At 60.4% G+C, this 15,859-nt stretch carries 19 protein-coding genes; 13 read left to right on the forward strand and 6 right to left on the reverse strand.

The features are described 5' to 3' along the window. Nucleotides 1–30: 30 nt before the first annotated feature. On the forward strand, nt 31–1,263 hold the full coding sequence (locus tag IHQ43_RS06860) for a class I SAM-dependent methyltransferase (RefSeq protein ID WP_192563822.1): 1,233 nt from the start codon (nt 31–33) through the stop codon (nt 1,261–1,263). Here the strand turns inward: IHQ43_RS06860 and IHQ43_RS06865 are convergent. Beyond that, on the reverse strand, nt 1,253–2,167 hold the full coding sequence (locus IHQ43_RS06865) for a DMT family transporter (RefSeq protein WP_192563823.1): 915 nt from the start codon (nt 2,165–2,167) through the stop codon (nt 1,253–1,255). The two genes, IHQ43_RS06860 and IHQ43_RS06865, sit on opposite strands and share 11 nt — an antisense overlap. Before the next feature lie 169 nt (nt 2,168–2,336). Between IHQ43_RS06865 and IHQ43_RS06870 the strand changes: the two genes are divergently transcribed. The 4 genes from IHQ43_RS06870 (at nt 2,337) to IHQ43_RS06885 (ending at nt 4,609) form a co-directional block, all read left to right on the forward strand. Further along, nucleotides 2,337–2,918 carry a DJ-1/PfpI family protein gene (locus tag IHQ43_RS06870; RefSeq protein WP_085605454.1) on the forward strand — a complete coding sequence of 194 codons (582 nt, stop codon included), beginning with the start codon at nt 2,337–2,339 and terminating at the stop codon, nt 2,916–2,918. 22 nt (nt 2,919–2,940) lie between these two features. After that, nucleotides 2,941–3,285, forward strand: a complete 345-nt coding sequence (locus IHQ43_RS06875; protein ID WP_192563824.1) for a YegP family protein — start codon at nt 2,941–2,943, stop codon at nt 3,283–3,285. A 155-nt stretch (nt 3,286–3,440) separates the two neighbouring features. Continuing rightward, a complete protein-coding gene (locus tag IHQ43_RS06880) occupies nt 3,441–4,085 on the forward strand; it encodes a hypothetical protein (RefSeq protein WP_192563825.1) in 645 nt (214 codons plus the stop codon). Beyond that, entirely contained in the window at nt 4,085–4,609 is a 525-nt protein-coding gene (locus tag IHQ43_RS06885) for a hypothetical protein (RefSeq protein ID WP_192563826.1), read from the forward strand. Before IHQ43_RS06880 ends, IHQ43_RS06885 begins: the two co-directional genes overlap by 1 nt. A 52-nt stretch (nt 4,610–4,661) precedes the next feature. Here the strand turns inward: IHQ43_RS06885 and IHQ43_RS06890 are convergent, their stop codons facing one another. Together IHQ43_RS06890 and IHQ43_RS06895 are read right to left on the reverse strand one after the other, a co-directional pair. Then, complete coding sequence (locus tag IHQ43_RS06890; RefSeq protein ID WP_108559973.1) at nt 4,662–5,543, reverse strand: dihydrodipicolinate synthase family protein; 882 nt, start codon at nt 5,541–5,543, stop codon at nt 4,662–4,664. Nucleotides 5,544–5,569: 26 nt separating this feature from the next. Further along, a complete protein-coding gene (locus IHQ43_RS06895) occupies nt 5,570–6,352 on the reverse strand; it encodes an aldolase (RefSeq protein ID WP_007957912.1) in 783 nt (260 codons plus the stop codon). A gap of 108 nt (nt 6,353–6,460) precedes the next feature. Here IHQ43_RS06895 and IHQ43_RS06900 point away from each other — a divergent pair, with 108 nt between their 5' ends. After that, a complete protein-coding gene (locus tag IHQ43_RS06900; RefSeq protein WP_192563827.1) occupies nt 6,461–7,003 on the forward strand; it encodes a helix-turn-helix domain-containing protein in 543 nt (180 codons plus the stop codon). Nucleotides 7,004–7,105: 102 nt separating this feature from the next. Here IHQ43_RS06900 and IHQ43_RS06905 read toward each other — a convergent pair whose 3' ends face one another. After that, nucleotides 7,106–8,125, reverse strand: coding sequence for a DUF4917 family protein (locus IHQ43_RS06905; protein ID WP_192563828.1), 1,020 nt, complete (start codon nt 8,123–8,125; stop codon nt 7,106–7,108). Nucleotides 8,126–8,279: 154 nt separating this feature from the next. On the opposite strand from IHQ43_RS06905, the gene yiaY reads away from it, so the two are divergent. Continuing rightward, nucleotides 8,280–9,428 carry an L-threonine dehydrogenase gene (yiaY, locus tag IHQ43_RS06910; protein WP_192563829.1) on the forward strand — a complete coding sequence of 383 codons (1,149 nt, stop codon included), beginning with the start codon at nt 8,280–8,282 and terminating at the stop codon, nt 9,426–9,428. Between the two features lie 42 nt (nt 9,429–9,470). On the opposite strand, the gene IHQ43_RS06915 is transcribed toward yiaY, so the two are convergent. After that, nucleotides 9,471–10,070: a hypothetical protein gene (locus IHQ43_RS06915; RefSeq protein ID WP_192563830.1), complete on the reverse strand. Its 600-nt coding sequence runs from the start codon at nt 10,068–10,070 to the stop codon at nt 9,471–9,473. Nucleotides 10,071–10,289: 219 nt separating this feature from the next. Between IHQ43_RS06915 and IHQ43_RS06920 the strand changes: the two genes are divergently transcribed. Then, nucleotides 10,290–11,561 carry an NHL repeat-containing protein gene (locus IHQ43_RS06920; protein ID WP_192563831.1) on the forward strand — a complete coding sequence of 424 codons (1,272 nt, stop codon included), beginning with the start codon at nt 10,290–10,292 and terminating at the stop codon, nt 11,559–11,561. Nucleotides 11,562–11,681: 120 nt separating this feature from the next. Here IHQ43_RS06920 and IHQ43_RS06925 read toward each other — a convergent pair whose 3' ends face one another. Next, nucleotides 11,682–12,170 (reverse strand): DMT family transporter, encoded by a 489-nt coding sequence (locus tag IHQ43_RS06925; protein ID WP_192563832.1) that lies wholly within the window; start codon nt 12,168–12,170, stop codon nt 11,682–11,684. Nucleotides 12,171–12,248: 78 nt separating this feature from the next. On the opposite strand from IHQ43_RS06925, the gene IHQ43_RS06930 reads away from it, so the two are divergent. From IHQ43_RS06930 to IHQ43_RS06950, 5 genes are read left to right on the forward strand one after another with little or no spacing between them, the layout of a single operon-like run. Continuing rightward, the gene (locus IHQ43_RS06930) at nt 12,249–13,160 is read left to right on the forward strand and encodes a LysR substrate-binding domain-containing protein (RefSeq protein ID WP_192563833.1); all 912 of its coding nucleotides are present in this window, start codon (nt 12,249–12,251) and stop codon (nt 13,158–13,160) included. 20 nt (nt 13,161–13,180) lie between these two features. Continuing rightward, nucleotides 13,181–13,918 (forward strand): PA3715 family protein, encoded by a 738-nt coding sequence (locus IHQ43_RS06935; RefSeq protein ID WP_192563834.1) that lies wholly within the window; start codon nt 13,181–13,183, stop codon nt 13,916–13,918. Nucleotides 13,919–13,953: 35 nt separating this feature from the next. Beyond that, complete coding sequence (locus IHQ43_RS06940) at nt 13,954–14,673, forward strand: PA3715 family protein (RefSeq protein ID WP_192563835.1); 720 nt, start codon at nt 13,954–13,956, stop codon at nt 14,671–14,673. Nucleotides 14,674–14,677: 4 nt separating this feature from the next. Beyond that, nucleotides 14,678–15,094, forward strand: a complete 417-nt coding sequence (gene fos / locus IHQ43_RS06945; protein ID WP_192563836.1) for a fosfomycin resistance glutathione transferase — start codon at nt 14,678–14,680, stop codon at nt 15,092–15,094. A 60-nt stretch (nt 15,095–15,154) separates the two neighbouring features. Further along, the gene (locus tag IHQ43_RS06950) at nt 15,155–15,793 is read left to right on the forward strand and encodes a LysE family translocator (RefSeq protein ID WP_192563837.1); all 639 of its coding nucleotides are present in this window, start codon (nt 15,155–15,157) and stop codon (nt 15,791–15,793) included. Nucleotides 15,794–15,859 lie beyond the last annotated feature (66 nt).

Raw genomic sequence — 15,859 nt, forward strand, 5'->3', positions numbered from 1 at the left:
CGTTTTGCCCGTCCGAGGCCGCTTTTTCCCATGTCCGTTACCGCTCCCTCCGCACCTGCCAAACCGGCGCCCGATCACCACGCCCGGTTCATCGAGCTGTTGCAAACCAGCCTCGAACAGAACGGCTTCATCAAACTGGTGCTGGCCAAGTACGTCGGCGAAGAAGCGGATCTGCAGCGGATCATCATCAAGCCGGTGACGGTCAAGGCGCAGCCGTGCCTGTCGTTCGTTTATCGCTACAAGACCCGCGACATCACCAAGAATCTGCCGCTGGACGAAGCGGTTGGGACGATTGCCGGATTGCTTCCGGCGGCGTTCAAAAATGCGCATTTGCTGGCGCTGACCGACGAAGCCCAGCTCGAATACAGCAAAAAGGGCAAGAGCTCGCTGTTCATGAGCAAACCCCAGCAATTGCGCGAAGTGCCATCCGCCGAGCATAACCGCGAGAAGAACCGCTTCCTCGATCTGAACCGGCCGTTCCTCAAGGACCTGGGCGTGACCAACGCCCAGCACGAGTTGATCCCGGCGATGTCGCGCAAGTGGAAGCAGATCAACAAGTTCATCGAAGTGTTCAGCCACGCGCTGACCTCGTCGCCGCTGGCTCTGGACAAGCCGGTGCGGGTGGCGGATTTCGGTTCGGGCAAGGGTTACCTGACGTTTGCCATCCATGACTATCTGCGCAACACGTTGAAGGCCGAGGGCGAAGTCACCGGCGTCGAGCTGCGTGAAGAGATGGTCAACCTGTGCAACACCGCCGCCGCGAAGCTGGAACACCCGGGGCTGGTGTTCAAATGTGGTGATGTGCGCAGCGTGGCGCCGAGCGAGCTGGACGTGATGATCGCCCTGCATGCCTGCGACATCGCCACCGACTACGCGATCCACACCGGTATCCGCTCTGGCGCCTCGATCATCATGTGCTCGCCGTGCTGCCACAAACAGATCCGCTTGCAGATCCAGAGCCCGGCGCTGCTCAAGCCGATGCTGCAATACGGCCTGCACCTGGGCCAGCAGGCGGAAATGGTCACCGACAGCTTGCGTGCGCTGTTCCTCGAAGCCTGCGGTTACGAGACCAAGGTGTTCGAGTTCATCTCGCTGGACCACACCAACAAGAACAAGATGATCCTCGCCGTGAAGCGCGCCGAGCCGGTGGACCCGGCTCAGCTGCTGGTGAAGATCCAGGAATTGAAGGCGTTCTACCAGATCAGCGAGCACTGCCTCGAAACCCTGCTGCTCGCCGATGGCCTGCTGAAGCTCAAGGCTTGAGCTCAACCCCGGCCGGTAACGTGCCCGGTTGAGCCGGGCGCACCGCGGTCTTGCGCCCGAGCATCACCGTCGCGATCACGCCACAGGCGAACAGCCAGGTGATCGGCTCCACGTGTTCGCCGAAGAACAGTGCGGAAAACGCGATGGTGAAGAAGATCTGCAACAACTGGATCTGACTGACCCGTGCAATGCCGCCCATGGCCAGCCCGGCGTACCAGGCGAAGAAGCCCAGAAACTGCGAAAACAGCGCGACGTAACCGAAGGCCCACCAGGTTTTCGCCGACACCGCGCCCTGATGCTGCAACGCCAGGTACAACACCGGGCCGATCAGCAGCGGCGTCGACAGCACCAGCGCCCAGCAGATCACCTGCCAGCCGCCCATCTCCCGGGCCAGACGCCCGCCCTCGGCATAACCCAGACCGCCTACCGCAATCGCACCCAACATCAACAAATCCCCGGCCTGAATGCTGCCGGCACCGGTGTACAACGCATAACCCAGCACCAGCGCACTGCCCAACGCGGCGCAGGCCCAAAAGGCTTTCGACGGACGCTCATGGGACAGCCACGCGGCGTACAGTGCCACGCACAGCGGCTGCAAACCGTTGACCAGCGCACCGTGGGACGCCGGCAAGGTCTGCATGGCCCACGCCGATAGCACCGGGAAACCCAGAATCACCCCGGCGATCACCAGACTCAGGCCTTTGACCTGCTTCCAGGTCGGCCACTTTTCCCGTCGCCACAACAACAGCGCCGCTGCCGGAATCGCCGCGAACAACGCGCGGCCGAGGCCATTGAGCAGCGGGTGCAGTTCCTGCACCACGATGCGGGTGAAGGGCAGGGTAAGGCTGAAAATCACCACGCCGAGCAGGCCGAGGGCCATGCCGGTGTTTTCGCGCGAAGACATGAGGGCAACCAGATTCGAAGGTGGCAGGGAGGTGGCTTCATCTAGCCACAAACCACGGCAATCGGGCTGTTACAGCTGAGCGCAGAGTTATCCATACAGTTTGCGAACGCCATCGCGGTCCTTGGGCTACTGTGAATATTCCTGCGCATTCACCAGAGGAGCCCTGCCCATGGCCGCGAAAAAGATTCTGATGCTGGTCGGCGATTACGTCGAAGACTACGAAGTGATGGTGCCGTTCCAGGCCCTGCAGATGGTCGGTCATACCGTCCACGCCGTATGCCCGGATAAAGCGGCTGGCAAGACCGTGCGCACCGCGATCCATGATTTCGAAGGCGATCAGACCTACAGTGAGAAACCCGGTCATCAGTTCGCCCTGAACTTCGATTTCGCCAAGGTTGATGCCAAGGATTACGACGCGCTGCTGGTGCCGGGCGGTCGTGCGCCGGAATACCTGCGGCTGAACGAAAAGGTCCTGGAGCTGGTGCGTGCTTTCGACAAGGCCGGCAAGCCGATCGCCGCTGTCTGTCACGGCGCGCAACTGCTGGCGGCGGCGGGGATTCTCGAAGGTCGCGAGTGCAGCGCCTATCCGGCCTGTGCCCCGGAAGTGCGGCTGGCGGGTGGCACCTACATCGACATCCCGGTCACGGACGGCCATGTCCAGGGCAACCTGGCCACCGCGCCCGCCTGGCCGGCGCACCCGAACTGGCTGGCCGGTTTCCTGGGGTTGCTTGGAACCAAAATCACCCTGTGACACATCGATAAGGAGAAACAACATGTCCGGATGGTATGAGTTGAGCAAAAGCAGCAACGGCCAGTTCAGGTTCGTGCTGAAAGCGGCGAATGCCGAAACCATTCTGACCAGCGAGCTGTACACCACCCGCACCGCCGCCGAAAACGGCATTGCCTCGGTGCAGACCAACAGCCCGCTGGACGAACGCTACGAGAAAAAATCGACGAAGGACGGCCATCCCTACTTCAACCTCAAGGCGGCCAATCACCAGATCATCGGCAGCAGCGAATCCTATTCCTCCGACGCGGCGTGTGCCAAAGGCATCGAAAGCGTCAAGGCCAACGGGCCGACCAAGTTGATCAAGGACAAAACCCTGCCGGTGCTTTGAATCCTTCATGACGTTCAGTCGCCAAATCCTTGGCGACTGAATTCTGGCTATGTGCCATCATTTCGCTTATCCTCCGCCGCCAATCCACGGAAGGAGGCGCACAGAAGGCTCTTTCGCGGATTTTTTGAACAACTGCCGCCAGAGTTTTTCCGTCGATGATCCGTTTTTTTACCGTACTGACCCTACTGCTCGGCTTGAGCGGCTGCTACAGCCTGTCCCCGACACAGATCGATGATGAACTCGCACCGAGTGCCGACTCCGGCACGGCGTATCTGGTGGGTGTGGTCGGCATCTGGCCCAAAGCGGCCTATGCGGCCCAGGAACAGATGCTGCTGATCCGCAAGCGCGGCAGTGACGAGTTCGCCAGCGCGCGGCTGCACAACGAGTTCTATGCCCGCACGGCGCGGGACGTGCGCGAGACCGGTCATGGTATCGGCACGTTGTTCGTGATGCCGCTCAAACCCGGCCGCTACGAGATCTACAACGTGCGATTCGACCGTGGCAGATCGGTGTCCTGGAGCCGTGAAGACTTCACCATCGGCATGCAGCTTGAAGCGGGCAAGGCCTATTACATTGGCGATTTCCGCGCCGGTTGCCTGACTCCCGGCGATACCAGCTGCCTGTTCCTGCACAGCGATCACCTTGAACGCGACGCGGCGCTGGTACGGGCCAGGTATCCGCAAATACCCGGCCTGCAACGGCTGGACCTGCCGAACCTGTACACCGCCACGCCGTTCATTCGCGAAGAAAACGGCAGCAGCGCCTCCCTCTACAAAGCCATGCTCTCGGGAAAACTCTAATGCCCATCAAACGTCTGCTTCTTGGTTTGCTTCTGTTTCTCGGCGGTTGCCAGGCCACCCATTCGCTGAAGGCGCCAGACGTCGATTACAGCAGCCAGCAATTGCCGGCCATCAATGTCAGTGTGATCGGCATGCCGAGCTGGATGCTGCGTGACGAGCTGCGTCGGCGTGGCACCTTTGAAGAAGTGAAGGCCGGTCGCAGCGACGACGGCTACAACGTACTGGTGATCGCCAACAGTGATGTCGGCGGGATTCAGCCGCAGATGCTTCTGAGCGCCTTCACCCTGTTTCTGGTGCCGGTGCCAGTGAGTTTCGACAGCACCGTGGTGTTCAGCCTCAGCCATGGCAAGCAGATGCTGGGCATCTACACCGTGAAAAACCACACCGAATCCTGGCGCGGTGCATTCAACGCCTCGGGCGGTCAGTTCGAACACATGCGCTTGATCAGCGACACGTTCATCGCGCAGATTCTCAAGGATCAGCCGTTCCACCGCGAAGCCATGAAACGCGCCGCCAGCCTCTGATCGACGGCCACAAAAAATCCCGCCCGGCATGACCCGGGCGGGATTTTTTTGTTCAGCGCAAGGTGTTCAACAAGGCCTGCAATTGCGTACGCCCGGCCTCCGCCAGCGGGAACACCGGCAAGCGCGGATCACCGACTTCCAGATCGGTCAGTCGCAGACCGGCCTTGATCGTCGCCGGCAACCCGCCCTTGAGGATGAAGTCCAGCAGCGGCAACTGGCGGTAGAACAGCTCTCGCGCCTTGCCCAGATCCCCCGCCAGTGTGGCTTCGTACAAATCCAGATTGAGTTGCGGGATCAGGTTCGGCGCTGCCGTGCACCAGCCTTTGGCCCCGGCGGCGAACGCCTCCAGCGCCAGCGGATTGCAGCCGTTGTAGAACGGCACCCGGCCTTCGCCGAGCAGTTGCAGCTTGTGCATGCGCTGGATGTCGCCGGTGCTCTCCTTGACCATGGTCACGTTTTCAACGCCGTTGACGATGCGCAGGATCAGTTCCACCGACATGTCGGTGCCGCTGGTGGCCGGGTTGTTGTAGAGCATGATCGGCACGCCGATGCTGTCGCCGATGGCGCGGTAGTGGGCGAGGATTTCCGCTTCGGTCAGCTTCCAGTAGGACGTCGGCAGCACCATCACCACGTCGGCGCCGTGGGCTTCGGCGAAGCGTGCGCGACGCACCGCTTTGGCGGTGGTCAGGTCGGACACGCTGACCACGGTCGGCACGCGTTTGGCCACGTGCTTGATGCTGAACTCGGCGACTTGGTCCCACTCCGCATCGCTCAGGTAGGCGCCTTCGCCGGTGCTGCCCAGTGGTGCGATGGCGTGGACGCCACCGGCGATCAGGCGGTCGATGGAGCGGCCGAGGGCCGGCAGGTCAACGCCTTCGCCGTTGGCGCCGAACGGGGTGATGGTGTAGCCGATGATGCCGTGAATGTTGGACATGAGAGTGCTCCGCAAGGATGAGGTGTTCAGTTCAGGCAATCGGCGTGCTGACGCAGGTTCTGCCGGGCGTAGTAGTTGAAGGCCGCGGCGTGGCGTTTTGGTTTCGAGACCCAGTCATGCGCCTCGCGACCCAGCTCGGGGATGATCGGCTTGATCGTCCCGGCGGCCATCGCCAGCAATTGCAGCTTGGCGGCGCGCTCGATCAGTTGCGCGATGACACAGGCTTCCTCGATGGTCGTGCCGGTGGACAACTGACCGTGATGGGAAAGCAGGATCGCCCGTTTGTCGCCCAACGCCCCGGCAATCAACTCGCCTTCTTCGTTGCCCACCGGCACACCCGGCCAGCCTTCAAGGAACGCGCAATCGTCGTACAGCGGGCACAGGTCCATGTGGGAAATCTGCAGCGGCACTTCCAGCATCGACAGCGCGGCAATGTGCGTCGGGTGAGTGTGGATGATGCAGTTCACGTCCGGCCGGGCGCGGTACACCCAGCTGTGGAAACGGTTGGCCGGGTTGGCCATGCCGTGGCCTTCGAGCACCTCCAGGTCTTCGTTGACCAGCAGCAGATTGCTCGCGGTGATTTCATCGAAACCCAGACCCAGTTGCTGAGTGTAGTAAGTGCCCGGCTGCGGGCCACGGGCGGTGATCTGTCCGGCGAGGCCCGAATCGTGGCCGTTCTCGAACAGAATCCGGCAGGTCAGGGCCAGCTTCTGCCGGTCTGTCCACGTATTATCCGCCAGGCTTTTTTGCATCTGGGTCAGCGCTTGCTTGACCAGTTCGTCTTTGGGTAGTGCTAATGTCTTCGCCATATCCGTGTCCTGTGGTGGTTGCCATGGATGACACTTAAGAGGCTATATGACACTTTGTGTCATTGGCAAGGACAAATCGTCTTTCCTTTGCTGGATTAATCGCTTCGCATGTCTATCCGTTTGAAATTATTGAGAAAAAAACTTGGCGTAACCCTTGAGGCGCTGGCCGAGAAATCCGGCATGACCAAGAGTTACCTGTCGAAGGTCGAGCGCGGATTGAACACGCCGTCGATTGCCGCCGCGCTGAAACTGGCCAAGGCGCTGAACGTGAAAGTCGAGGAGCTGTTCTCCGAAGACAACGTCAGCCTCGACAGCTACAGCCTGGTGCGCAGCCACGAACGCCAGTCGCTGGCGGCCAACGATCACAGTCCCGGTTATGCGGTGCTGGCCCATCAAGTCAGCGAACGCAGCCTGCTGCCGTTCATCATTTACCCGCCGAGCGAATTCACCGACAAGACCTTCAAGGAACACTTGGGCGAGGAGTTTCTGTTCGTCCACGAAGGTCAGGTCGAAGTGGACTTCGTGAGCGAACGGGTGCTGCTGGAGCGGGGCGATGCGCTGCACTTCAATGCGCAGAAACCCCATCGCATCCGCTCAGTGGGCGAGGTGCAGGCGCAGTTGCTGGTGGTGGTGCACAGCAGCGAGGAATGAGTGGATTGGACGGACGCCATCGCTAGCAAGCTAGCTCCCACAGTTGGAATGCACTTTCTTGTGGGAGCTAGCTTGCTAGCGATGACGCCAGAAGCGTCGCCACTAGACCTCGACCGGCACCGACAATTTTGGATTGCCCAGCGCATGGCTCTTGGAATCAAAGAACCGCAACTCGACGCCCGTGCCTTCGAACAACTTGGCGTAGTGGCGCTTCTGATGCTGGATGAACGCCGCGCTGCGTGGATAGATCGAGATCGCCACGGTCTTCGGTTTCGCCAGACGCAGGGCGCGCACGAGGTGGCTGTCCTGTTCGCCCAGAGCGTGGCCGAAGATGCACAGGTTGTCGCCGTGACCAAGTAACTGGTCGTAGCAGAACGACAGGTAGTCGGAACTGCGGATGGTCTTGAGCTTGTCCGCGCTCGGCCCTTCGTTGACGAACAGCGGCACGTCGTCGAGCGTCTTGATCGTGTTGTTGATCGCGAAACTGCCGAGCAGTGTGCCCTCGGTGGCGGTCAGTTTGCGGGCGGTGCCGTCCTGGTTGCGCACCAGATGCAGGCCGCCATGCAGGTACAGCAGACGCGGTTTTTCAGTGCTGCTTTCGAACAGATCGAAACTGGCGTCGGGGCCGTTGAACAGGTCGTCGATGGCTTCGCCCTGATGTTGCAGGGCCCAGTAATTGAGCAAATCGTAATTGGTGGTGAACACCGTGCGATAACGCGCCAGTTCACTGTTCAGGGTCGCCAGGGTCGAGACTTCGATCAGCCGCCACGGGATGTGTACCGCGTGCACGGTGTTGATCAGCGCTTCCTTGATCGCGTAGTAGCGGTTGCGCGGCGCGGCCGAACTGACGGCCAAGGCCTTGTTGACCCGACTGGTGATCTTCAGCGCGCCGAGCACCTGCTCGAAGCTGCGCGTCTGCAGCGCGTCGAACACGCTCAGTTCCGAAGGGCTCAGGGGCTTTTCTTCCACTGTGCGGGCGTTTTCGAACAGCGAGTCGTAGCCGAAGTCGTCCCACACCGCACGACTGGCGCCGTTGCCCAGCAACAGACCGCTGAAGTCGGTGGTGGCGCGCAACGCGTTCCAGTCTTCGAGTGTGGCGTCGACATCCAGAAAATCGGTCATTGCAGGGCACGTCTCAAAACAAAGGGCAGATGGGCGGCGACTTTATCACGAGCGGGCATTGAGCCAGATCAACATCCGCCGTGACCGATCGGTCGATCCTGTGTGCATCCGCCGGATCGCAGGAGTCGATTCGGCCCCAGTCAGGAGACGCGCCATGAGCAGCACCTTTTTCATTCCCGCCGTAAACATCATGGGCAGCGGCTGCCTCGACGACGCCATGAACGCGATCCGCAACTACGGTTTTCGCAAGGCGCTGATCGTCACCGACGCCGGTCTGGCCAAGGCCGGCGTGGCGACGATGATCGCCGAGAAACTGGCGATGCAGGATATCGATTCGGTGATCTTCGACGGCGCCAAACCCAACCCGAGCATCGCCAACGTCGAAGCCGGGCTGGCGCTGCTCAAGGACAGTCGCTGTGATTTTGTGGTGTCCCTCGGCGGCGGCTCGCCCCACGACTGCGCCAAGGGCATTGCGTTGTGCGCCACCAACGGCGGACAGATCCGCGACTACGAAGGCGTCGATCAATCGGCCAAGCCGCAACTGCCGCTGATCGCCATCAACACCACCGCCGGCACGGCCAGCGAGATGACCCGGTTCTGCATCATCACTGACGAAACCCGCCATGTGAAAATGGCCATCGTCGACCGCAACGTCACGCCGCTGCTGTCGGTCAACGACCCGGCGCTGATGGTCGCCATGCCGAAAGGCCTGACCGCCGCCACCGGCATGGACGCACTGACCCACGCGATCGAAGCCTACGTTTCCACTGCCGCCAACCCGATCACCGACGCCTGCGCGCTGAAGGCCATGACCCTGATCAGCAACAACCTGCGCCTGGCAGTGCGCGACGGCAGCGATCTGGCCGCGCGGGAAAACATGGCCTACGCGCAGTTCCTCGCGGGCATGGCGTTCAACAACGCCTCCCTCGGTTACGTGCATGCGATGGCGCACCAGTTGGGCGGTTTCTACGATCTGCCTCACGGGGTGTGTAATGCGGTGTTGTTGCCGCATGTTCAGACGTTCAACGCGCTGGTCTGTGCCGATCGCCTGACCGATGTGGCCCACGCCATGGGCGCCGACATTCGCGGTTTCAGTCCGGAGGAGGGCGCGCAAGCCGCGATTGCCGCGATCCGTTGCCTGGCCAGAGATGTCGAAATTCCCGGGGGGCTGCGCGATCTGGGCGCCAAATGCACCGACATCCCGGTACTCGCCGCCAACGCCCTGAAAGACGCCTGCGGTTTCACCAACCCACGGGCGGCGGATCAGCGGCAGATCGAGGAGATTTTCCGCAGCGCGTTTTGAGGTGTGAGGCGTGGGCGAACAGTTTCAGACGTTCGCCTGCCTTTACTTCGAGACACGAACTGAAAATGTCCGAAGCAGTGCCCAGTCGGAAACATCGCCTGCGACGCGATGGAGCGCCGAGATTCGATGCTCTCCCACCGGCAACGGTTGCAAGGCCTGGGTACGCCAACTCCCGTCGGGCAGGACGGATGCCGAGACCAGCAATTGATTGGCGTTCATATCAAAAAGGTCTACGGCGCCGCCGTTCTGGTAGGCCTTTCCTGAAAAAACCGGTGAAGCATCCGTTTGTTCACCCTCTTGCGGTTGGGCAATCTCTGGCGCCTCGATCTTCATCGGCACGACAACAGTGAAAGAGCGCGGAGCCGACCATGCTGACGTTTCATTGTTTAGTGTTTGGCGGGTCTGTATCTGATAATTCCCGGGCAACATTACTGATTTGGCACTGAAGACCCATCGTGCATTTTTGTTGACATACCCTTCTCCATACGACTGCTGTTGCTTGCTATCGCGCACCTCAATGAAAGCTGTCGGTGCACCTGTGCCCATGAAAATTGTTCGGGAGCCCACTATGGCTTGATCAGCGGGCAAAGTGTTGACTGGGGCAGGTATGGGCTGCTGATTGGCACTTGACGGATTACTCATGTGAGCTTCTCGATTCAGGTAGGAACGAAGCGAGAGACTGCCATGGTTCCATCGCTGTTAAACCTGTAGGAACTAACAGTTCTTTAGGTTTTTTTGCCTTATGGATAATTCTGATTTTGTATAAACAACTGTCATTTGTGACAGTTGTTCCTCGCAGCTGCTTCAGGCCGAATAACCCGGGAAAGGGATCGCCTCCGATCTCGCGTGGAGTATGCAGGCATGAAAAAAAACAGTGTATTGATCGCAGGGGCGGCGGGGGATCTGGATCCTTCATTTGTCGCACCAGCATTGCAGTTTCCCGGTGCGCAAAAGACCGTAGGCCACGGAGTGGGGATCATTCCTACGGGGAAGATCATGGTCAGTGCGACCGTTACCACAATGTCGGGAGAAACCTGCTACGGCTTGGCACGTCTGCACGCGGATGGGCCCATCGACTCGACTTTCGGCAGGGGTGGCTATGTGGTCGAGCAATACAAGAGCGGTCTGTCATCACAGGGTGGGCCATTGCTTATTGATGAGGCTGGCAGGATCTATGTGTGCGGCTTGATTCCTGGGCTATCTACCCCGTTCCAACAGGTTATCGCGCGTTTCTTGCCCGATGGGTCGCTTGATGCGGATTTTGGTAGCAGTCGAAGCGGATATGTCGTCGTTCCCATGCGCACGCCTACGCTCGCCGGGGCCTTTGCCGGAAGCCTGATACTGGCGCGATCCGACCCGGAGCAGGCAGTGCCGGACCGGTTGCTTTTCACCACCTCGAAAGGGGGCAGCGGTCTTCTGACCCGACTCTTCCTTGATGGCACAGAGGACACCGCGTTTGCTTCGAAAGGCTGGCTCGTCATTACGCTTGCCGGTCTCGGTATCACGTTGATCGGAATCACGCAGCTGCCAAATGGCGGGATTCTTGTGTATGGCGGGACAAGCGGCGTCAGCCAGGGTTTGGTCATGGCGTTCGACAGCAACGGGCAGGTTGATCCAGCGTTCGGCGTTGGCGGAATGCTTCTGCTCGACGTTCGTGAAGGTTCCGATGTGCTCGAAAATTCGATTACCGACCTTGTCATTCAGCCGCCACAGCGGTTGCTGTTAATGGGGGATGCCTCCAGGCATTCTGGCGGTGAGAGACATCAATATGCATTCGTGGCTGCAATCGACCTTCAAGGTAACAATGATCGATCGTTCAATAACGGCGATACGGTGTTGATCCCTCCGGTGGACTCCAAAGATCTCAAGCGCTTCAGCAAAGGGTTTGCGCTGGATGATCGTCACGGTCAGCGGATTGTTGCGGTGGGTCAGATGTCCGGGGCAACAGGTCACCTGTTGGCGAGAGGTTTCACGCGGGACGGTATGGTGGATCCGCAGTTTAATGAACGTGGGACACATGGGATTGGATGGGCCCCCGACGATGCCTGCCTTCAGGGCTCTTCGGTATTGATGGGGGGAACAGATGACGGGAACGTTTACCTGACTCGAATGCTGACAGCATCTGGCATCTAGCGTTTTGACCGTCAAGCGACGGCCTCCCGATTGAGGTCTGCCTGCGCGATGACTTTGCGGTAATGAGTGACGTTGTCGGCGGATTCCGGCAGGTGGTTCTCAGGCAGCTCTCCTGGGCCGTCATCCAACGGCAGCGGTGCTCTTATCGATCACCGGAGAAAACTGAATCAACACCACCCCCGCCATCAACAACACCGCACCGAACAGGCGCGGCAACGTCAGATGCTTCTCCACCAGCCCGAACAGGCCGAAATGGTCCAGCACGATTGACGTGATCATTTGCCCGGCCAGGGCCAGTGCCAGAAATCCCGAAGCCCCCAACTTCGGCAGCAACACCACTGCCAAGGCGACGAAGCACACCCCGAACGCGCCGCCGGTCCACATCCACAGCGGCACCTTGCTGGCGAGGGCCAGCGACGGCAACGGCAGGCGCAGGGCAACAATCACCGGCAGCAGCACCAGCACGCTCACCACCAGCGAGGTGAACGTCGCCCACAGCGGATGCCCCAACCCCCGCGCCAGATTGATGTTGATCGCACTCTGAAACGGCACCACCGCCCCGGCGAATACCGCCAACAGCAGCAAACCGACCCATTGCATCGTTCCCATGATCGTTCTCCGGCAAGGTTTTGCTGGACTCTAGGGTATTCGTCGCGCAGATTTAAATTCTGTTTTGGTATTCGGAACATGCATCGAATGAATGATCTGCGCCGCATCGATCTCAACCTGCTGGTGATACTCGACGCCTTGCTGAGCGAGCAACACGTGACCCGCGCCGCCGAGCGCCTGCACCTGAGTCAACCGGCGGTCAGCCACGCGTTGGCGCGTCTGCGCGACTTGGTCGGTGATCCGTTGCTGGTGCGGGCCGGTTCGGGGCTGGTGCCCACCGCGCGGGCGCTGGAGCTGGCGGCGCCCCTGGCTGAAACCCTGGCTCAGGTGCAATCGCTGCTGGCGCCGAACACTTTCGATCCGGCCAGCGCCCGTCGGACCTTTCGCCTCGCAATGTCGGACTACGGCGCGGCGATCATCCTGCCCGGGCTGATTCGCACCTTGCGCGCGGAAGCGCCTGGCATCGACCTGCAAATCAGCCACGCCAGCCGCGAAGGCATGGTCGAAGGCCTGCTCAACGGCGACATCGACCTCGCCGCCGGCGTACTCCCCGAGTTGCCCGGCGAACTGCGCAGCGCGCCGCTGTTCGAGGAACGCTACGTGTGCTTGCTTGATCGCTACAGCTTGCCGGCCGACGGTCAGCTCGATCTGCCGACCTACCTGTCACGCCCGCATGTGCTGCTGGAAATGCGCGGCAGCGGCACCCCGGAAATCGAACGCACCCTGACCGCCCTGCGCGAACGCCGCCGCGTCGCCATCAGCCTGCCGCACTGGAGCGTTGCGCCGCAGTTCATCAGCGGCACGGATCTGATTTTGACCGTCGCTTCGCGGGCGTTGAATGAGGTTGATGACGAGTCGCTGATCGTCGTGCCACCACCGTTTGAAATTGCGCCGTTCACCTTCGTGTCGGCGTGGCACAAGCGGCGGGGCGGGGATCAGGCGTTGAACTGGTTGAATCGGCGGATTGAGCAGGGGATAGTGCGCGGCTGAAAAACATCAAGGAGCGGGGCGTGACAGTGAAGTCTGGGGTGGTTGGTTGGCTGGCGCTGTGTGGGGCGTTGATGGCGGGGCAGGTGTTGGCTGATTGTGTGCCTGCGCCTGTGACGGGTGATCTGGATTTCTCCGTGTGCAAGGAGTGGCCGGCGTATCCGGGGTTGAACATCAGCGCGAACGCGAAATTTGAACGCAGCTCCGTGCCCGGTGGCACCGACACGAGCGGCACCTATGATTTCAATTTATCTGTCTTGAAAAGCGACCAAACGGAACCGGTTGCCACTTATCACCAAGCCTCCGCTTTTTTCTCGGGAGGGGTGGCATTGCGAGATCTCTCGCTCGATACCGCGCGCTACAAAATAACCCCAGAGTTACGGGCGTTTGGCGTTCGCGTGCAATTCACCAATGCCTCTCGCCTCAACCCGCTTGAGGAAACGCACCTCTCTCTTTATGTGAAAGAGGGCGATAAGTTACGTCCTGTGCTCAGTCAATTAGTGGTTTATGAGTACGGCGGCGAATGGGACGGTGATTGCGCAGGCGAGCGATATGAGACAACCAGAACGGTAGAAATTGCCAAGACCAGCTCCCATGGTTATGCCGATCTGATCATCAAAACCAGGACGACAGGGACGACCAATGTCGTCGAAGGCAATACCTGTGAAGACAAAATCAGTGTCAGCAGTCCTGAACTGACAACCCTTCACTACGACGGAAAATCCTACGTCTTGCCTAAAGGTTTCAAAGCCATCGAGTGATACAGAACCAACGCGACTTATTTCAAGGAAGAACAATGCTCACCCCAACCCGACTTTTCATTGCCCTCGGCTTTCTGGCCATCACCACTCAGGCCCACGCCGCCTGTGAGATAAAGAAATTCGACGGTCACTCCCTGTCACGCTGCAAGGTGTGGCCGGCCTTCCCGGACAAGGCGATCTCGGCAAAATCCACATTCGTGTCCGACTCCGAAGGTGATCACGACGGCGTGTTCGATCTGGAGTTGTCGCTCCTCAACGCCGCGAATGCCAAGCCGTTGGCGACATACCTCAAGCCTGGGGCCTACAACTCCGATGCCATCCGTTTCGAAGACCTGACCATCGACACGGCTCGCTACCGCCTGGCGTCCGACGTTCGCGCATTTGGCGTGCGTTCGAAGTTTGCCGATCAGCTTTCCCGGGCCAACCCCTACGCAAAAACCGATCTGGCGCTTTACGTTCGCGAAGGCAGCAAGTTGCGCCCGGTGCTGGAAGGTCTGGTCATTCGGAAGGAGTTTGGCGAGGGCACTGGTGAGTGCGAAACCAAGGACACGAAAATCCTCAGAACTTTGGAAATCGGCCCGTCCAGCCACAATGGCTTCGCTGATCTGATCGTTTCCTCAAGTGGTGTGGTGTACACCTCGACCCAGTCAGGCAAAGAGTGCGTTTCCAAAACCACCGACCTGACCAAAACCCAAATCACCCTGACTTACGACGGCAAGCAATACACCATCCCCGAAGACCTCAGAGGTTACTGACCCGATGTTCACCGGCCTTAACCACCTGACCCTCGCCGTCACCGACCTGGACCGCAGCCTAGCGTTCTACCGCGACGTGTTGAAGCTGCGGGTCGAGGCCACCTGGGACGCCGGTGCCTATCTGTCGCTCCCCGGCCTGTGGTTGTGCCTGTCCCTCGACCCGAAGCGCCATCCCGAGCCCGCCGCCGACTACACCCACTACGCCTTCAGCCTCGGCGCGGCGGATTTTCCGCTGTTCGTGCAACAGCTTCGCGCCGCCAACGTGCAGGAATGGCGTGACAACCGCAGCGAAGGCGCGTCGTTCTACTTCCTCGACCCGGACGGGCACAAACTCGAAGCCCACGTCGGTGATCTGGCCTCGCGACTGGCCGCGTGTCGGCAAAAGCCCTATGCGGGGATGCGTTTTTTCAACGAGTCGTGAATATTCACAAACCGCTGGGATAGACTGGCGGCCACGTTTTCCGGGACTTGCAGGTTTTCCATGACTCCATCGTTGCTAATGGCCGTGCTGGCCTCGGGTTTCATCTACGGCATCACGCCGGGGCCGGGTGTGCTGGCGGTATTCGGTATCGGCGCGGCACGTGGGCGGCGGGCCGGGGCGGGGTTCTTGTGCGGGCATCTGCTGGGCGATGTGATCTGGTGCAGCACCGCGCTGATCGCGATTGTCGGCGCCCGGGAAATCGGCAGCACGGCGTTCGATGTACTCGGCGTACTCAGCGGTCTGTACCTGTTCTGGCTCGGCTGGCGCGCTGTGCGGGCCAAGCGCAGCAACGGCGAACAGCCCCAGGGCGCGGCGCGGCAGCCGTTCTGGCACGGCATCCTGTTCGGCCTGACCAACCCCAAGGCCTACCCGGTGGCGGTGGCGACGTTCACTGCGCTGCTGTCGAGCCGCGCCGAACTGCTCAACTGGTCGATGCTGCCGATGCTGATCGCCCTGAGTTTCCTCGGCGGATTGCTCGCCTACGCTATCCTCATTGGCATCGTCGGCGCGCGGCAGGTGCGCACGCTGTACCAGCGCCATGAGCTGGCGATCACTCGGTTGTGCGGGGTCATGTTCATCGGTTTTGCCATCAACGCGCTGGTGCATGCGCTGCCGGGGCTGATGCCGAACAAGGCTTGAAATCAATCGCAGGATGCGAGGTTGGAGTCAGGGACGGTAGATCAGTGCTGCATTGTCCGGATACCT

It is taken from the genome of Pseudomonas gozinkensis, assembly GCF_014863585.1.
GTDB lineage: Bacteria > Pseudomonadota > Gammaproteobacteria > Pseudomonadales > Pseudomonadaceae > Aquipseudomonas > Aquipseudomonas gozinkensis.

What these genes read in the sequence shown, in the direction of transcription:
- IHQ43_RS06860 (WP_192563822.1), top strand. Translation starts at nt 31, where the DNA reads ATGTCCGTTACCGCTCCCTCCGCACCTGCCAAACCGGCGCCCGATCAC.
- IHQ43_RS06865 (WP_192563823.1), bottom strand. Translation starts at nt 2,167, where the DNA reads ATGTCTTCGCGCGAAAACACCGGCATGGCCCTCGGCCTGCTCGGCGTG.
- IHQ43_RS06870 (WP_085605454.1), top strand. Translation starts at nt 2,337, where the DNA reads ATGGCCGCGAAAAAGATTCTGATGCTGGTCGGCGATTACGTCGAAGAC.
- IHQ43_RS06875 (WP_192563824.1), top strand. Translation starts at nt 2,941, where the DNA reads ATGTCCGGATGGTATGAGTTGAGCAAAAGCAGCAACGGCCAGTTCAGG.
- IHQ43_RS06880 (WP_192563825.1), top strand. Translation starts at nt 3,441, where the DNA reads ATGATCCGTTTTTTTACCGTACTGACCCTACTGCTCGGCTTGAGCGGC.
- IHQ43_RS06885 (WP_192563826.1), top strand. Translation starts at nt 4,085, where the DNA reads ATGCCCATCAAACGTCTGCTTCTTGGTTTGCTTCTGTTTCTCGGCGGT.
- IHQ43_RS06890 (WP_108559973.1), bottom strand. Translation starts at nt 5,543, where the DNA reads ATGTCCAACATTCACGGCATCATCGGCTACACCATCACCCCGTTCGGC.
- IHQ43_RS06895 (WP_007957912.1), bottom strand. Translation starts at nt 6,352, where the DNA reads ATGGCGAAGACATTAGCACTACCCAAAGACGAACTGGTCAAGCAAGCG.
- IHQ43_RS06900 (WP_192563827.1), top strand. Translation starts at nt 6,461, where the DNA reads ATGTCTATCCGTTTGAAATTATTGAGAAAAAAACTTGGCGTAACCCTT.
- IHQ43_RS06905 (WP_192563828.1), bottom strand. Translation starts at nt 8,125, where the DNA reads ATGACCGATTTTCTGGATGTCGACGCCACACTCGAAGACTGGAACGCG.
- yiaY (WP_192563829.1), top strand. Translation starts at nt 8,280, where the DNA reads ATGAGCAGCACCTTTTTCATTCCCGCCGTAAACATCATGGGCAGCGGC.
- IHQ43_RS06915 (WP_192563830.1), bottom strand. Translation starts at nt 10,070, where the DNA reads ATGAGTAATCCGTCAAGTGCCAATCAGCAGCCCATACCTGCCCCAGTC.
- IHQ43_RS06920 (WP_192563831.1), top strand. Translation starts at nt 10,290, where the DNA reads ATGAAAAAAAACAGTGTATTGATCGCAGGGGCGGCGGGGGATCTGGAT.
- IHQ43_RS06925 (WP_192563832.1), bottom strand. Translation starts at nt 12,170, where the DNA reads ATGGGAACGATGCAATGGGTCGGTTTGCTGCTGTTGGCGGTATTCGCC.
- IHQ43_RS06930 (WP_192563833.1), top strand. Translation starts at nt 12,249, where the DNA reads ATGCATCGAATGAATGATCTGCGCCGCATCGATCTCAACCTGCTGGTG.
- IHQ43_RS06940 (WP_192563835.1), top strand. Translation starts at nt 13,954, where the DNA reads ATGCTCACCCCAACCCGACTTTTCATTGCCCTCGGCTTTCTGGCCATC.
- fos (WP_192563836.1), top strand. Translation starts at nt 14,678, where the DNA reads ATGTTCACCGGCCTTAACCACCTGACCCTCGCCGTCACCGACCTGGAC.
- IHQ43_RS06950 (WP_192563837.1), top strand. Translation starts at nt 15,155, where the DNA reads ATGACTCCATCGTTGCTAATGGCCGTGCTGGCCTCGGGTTTCATCTAC.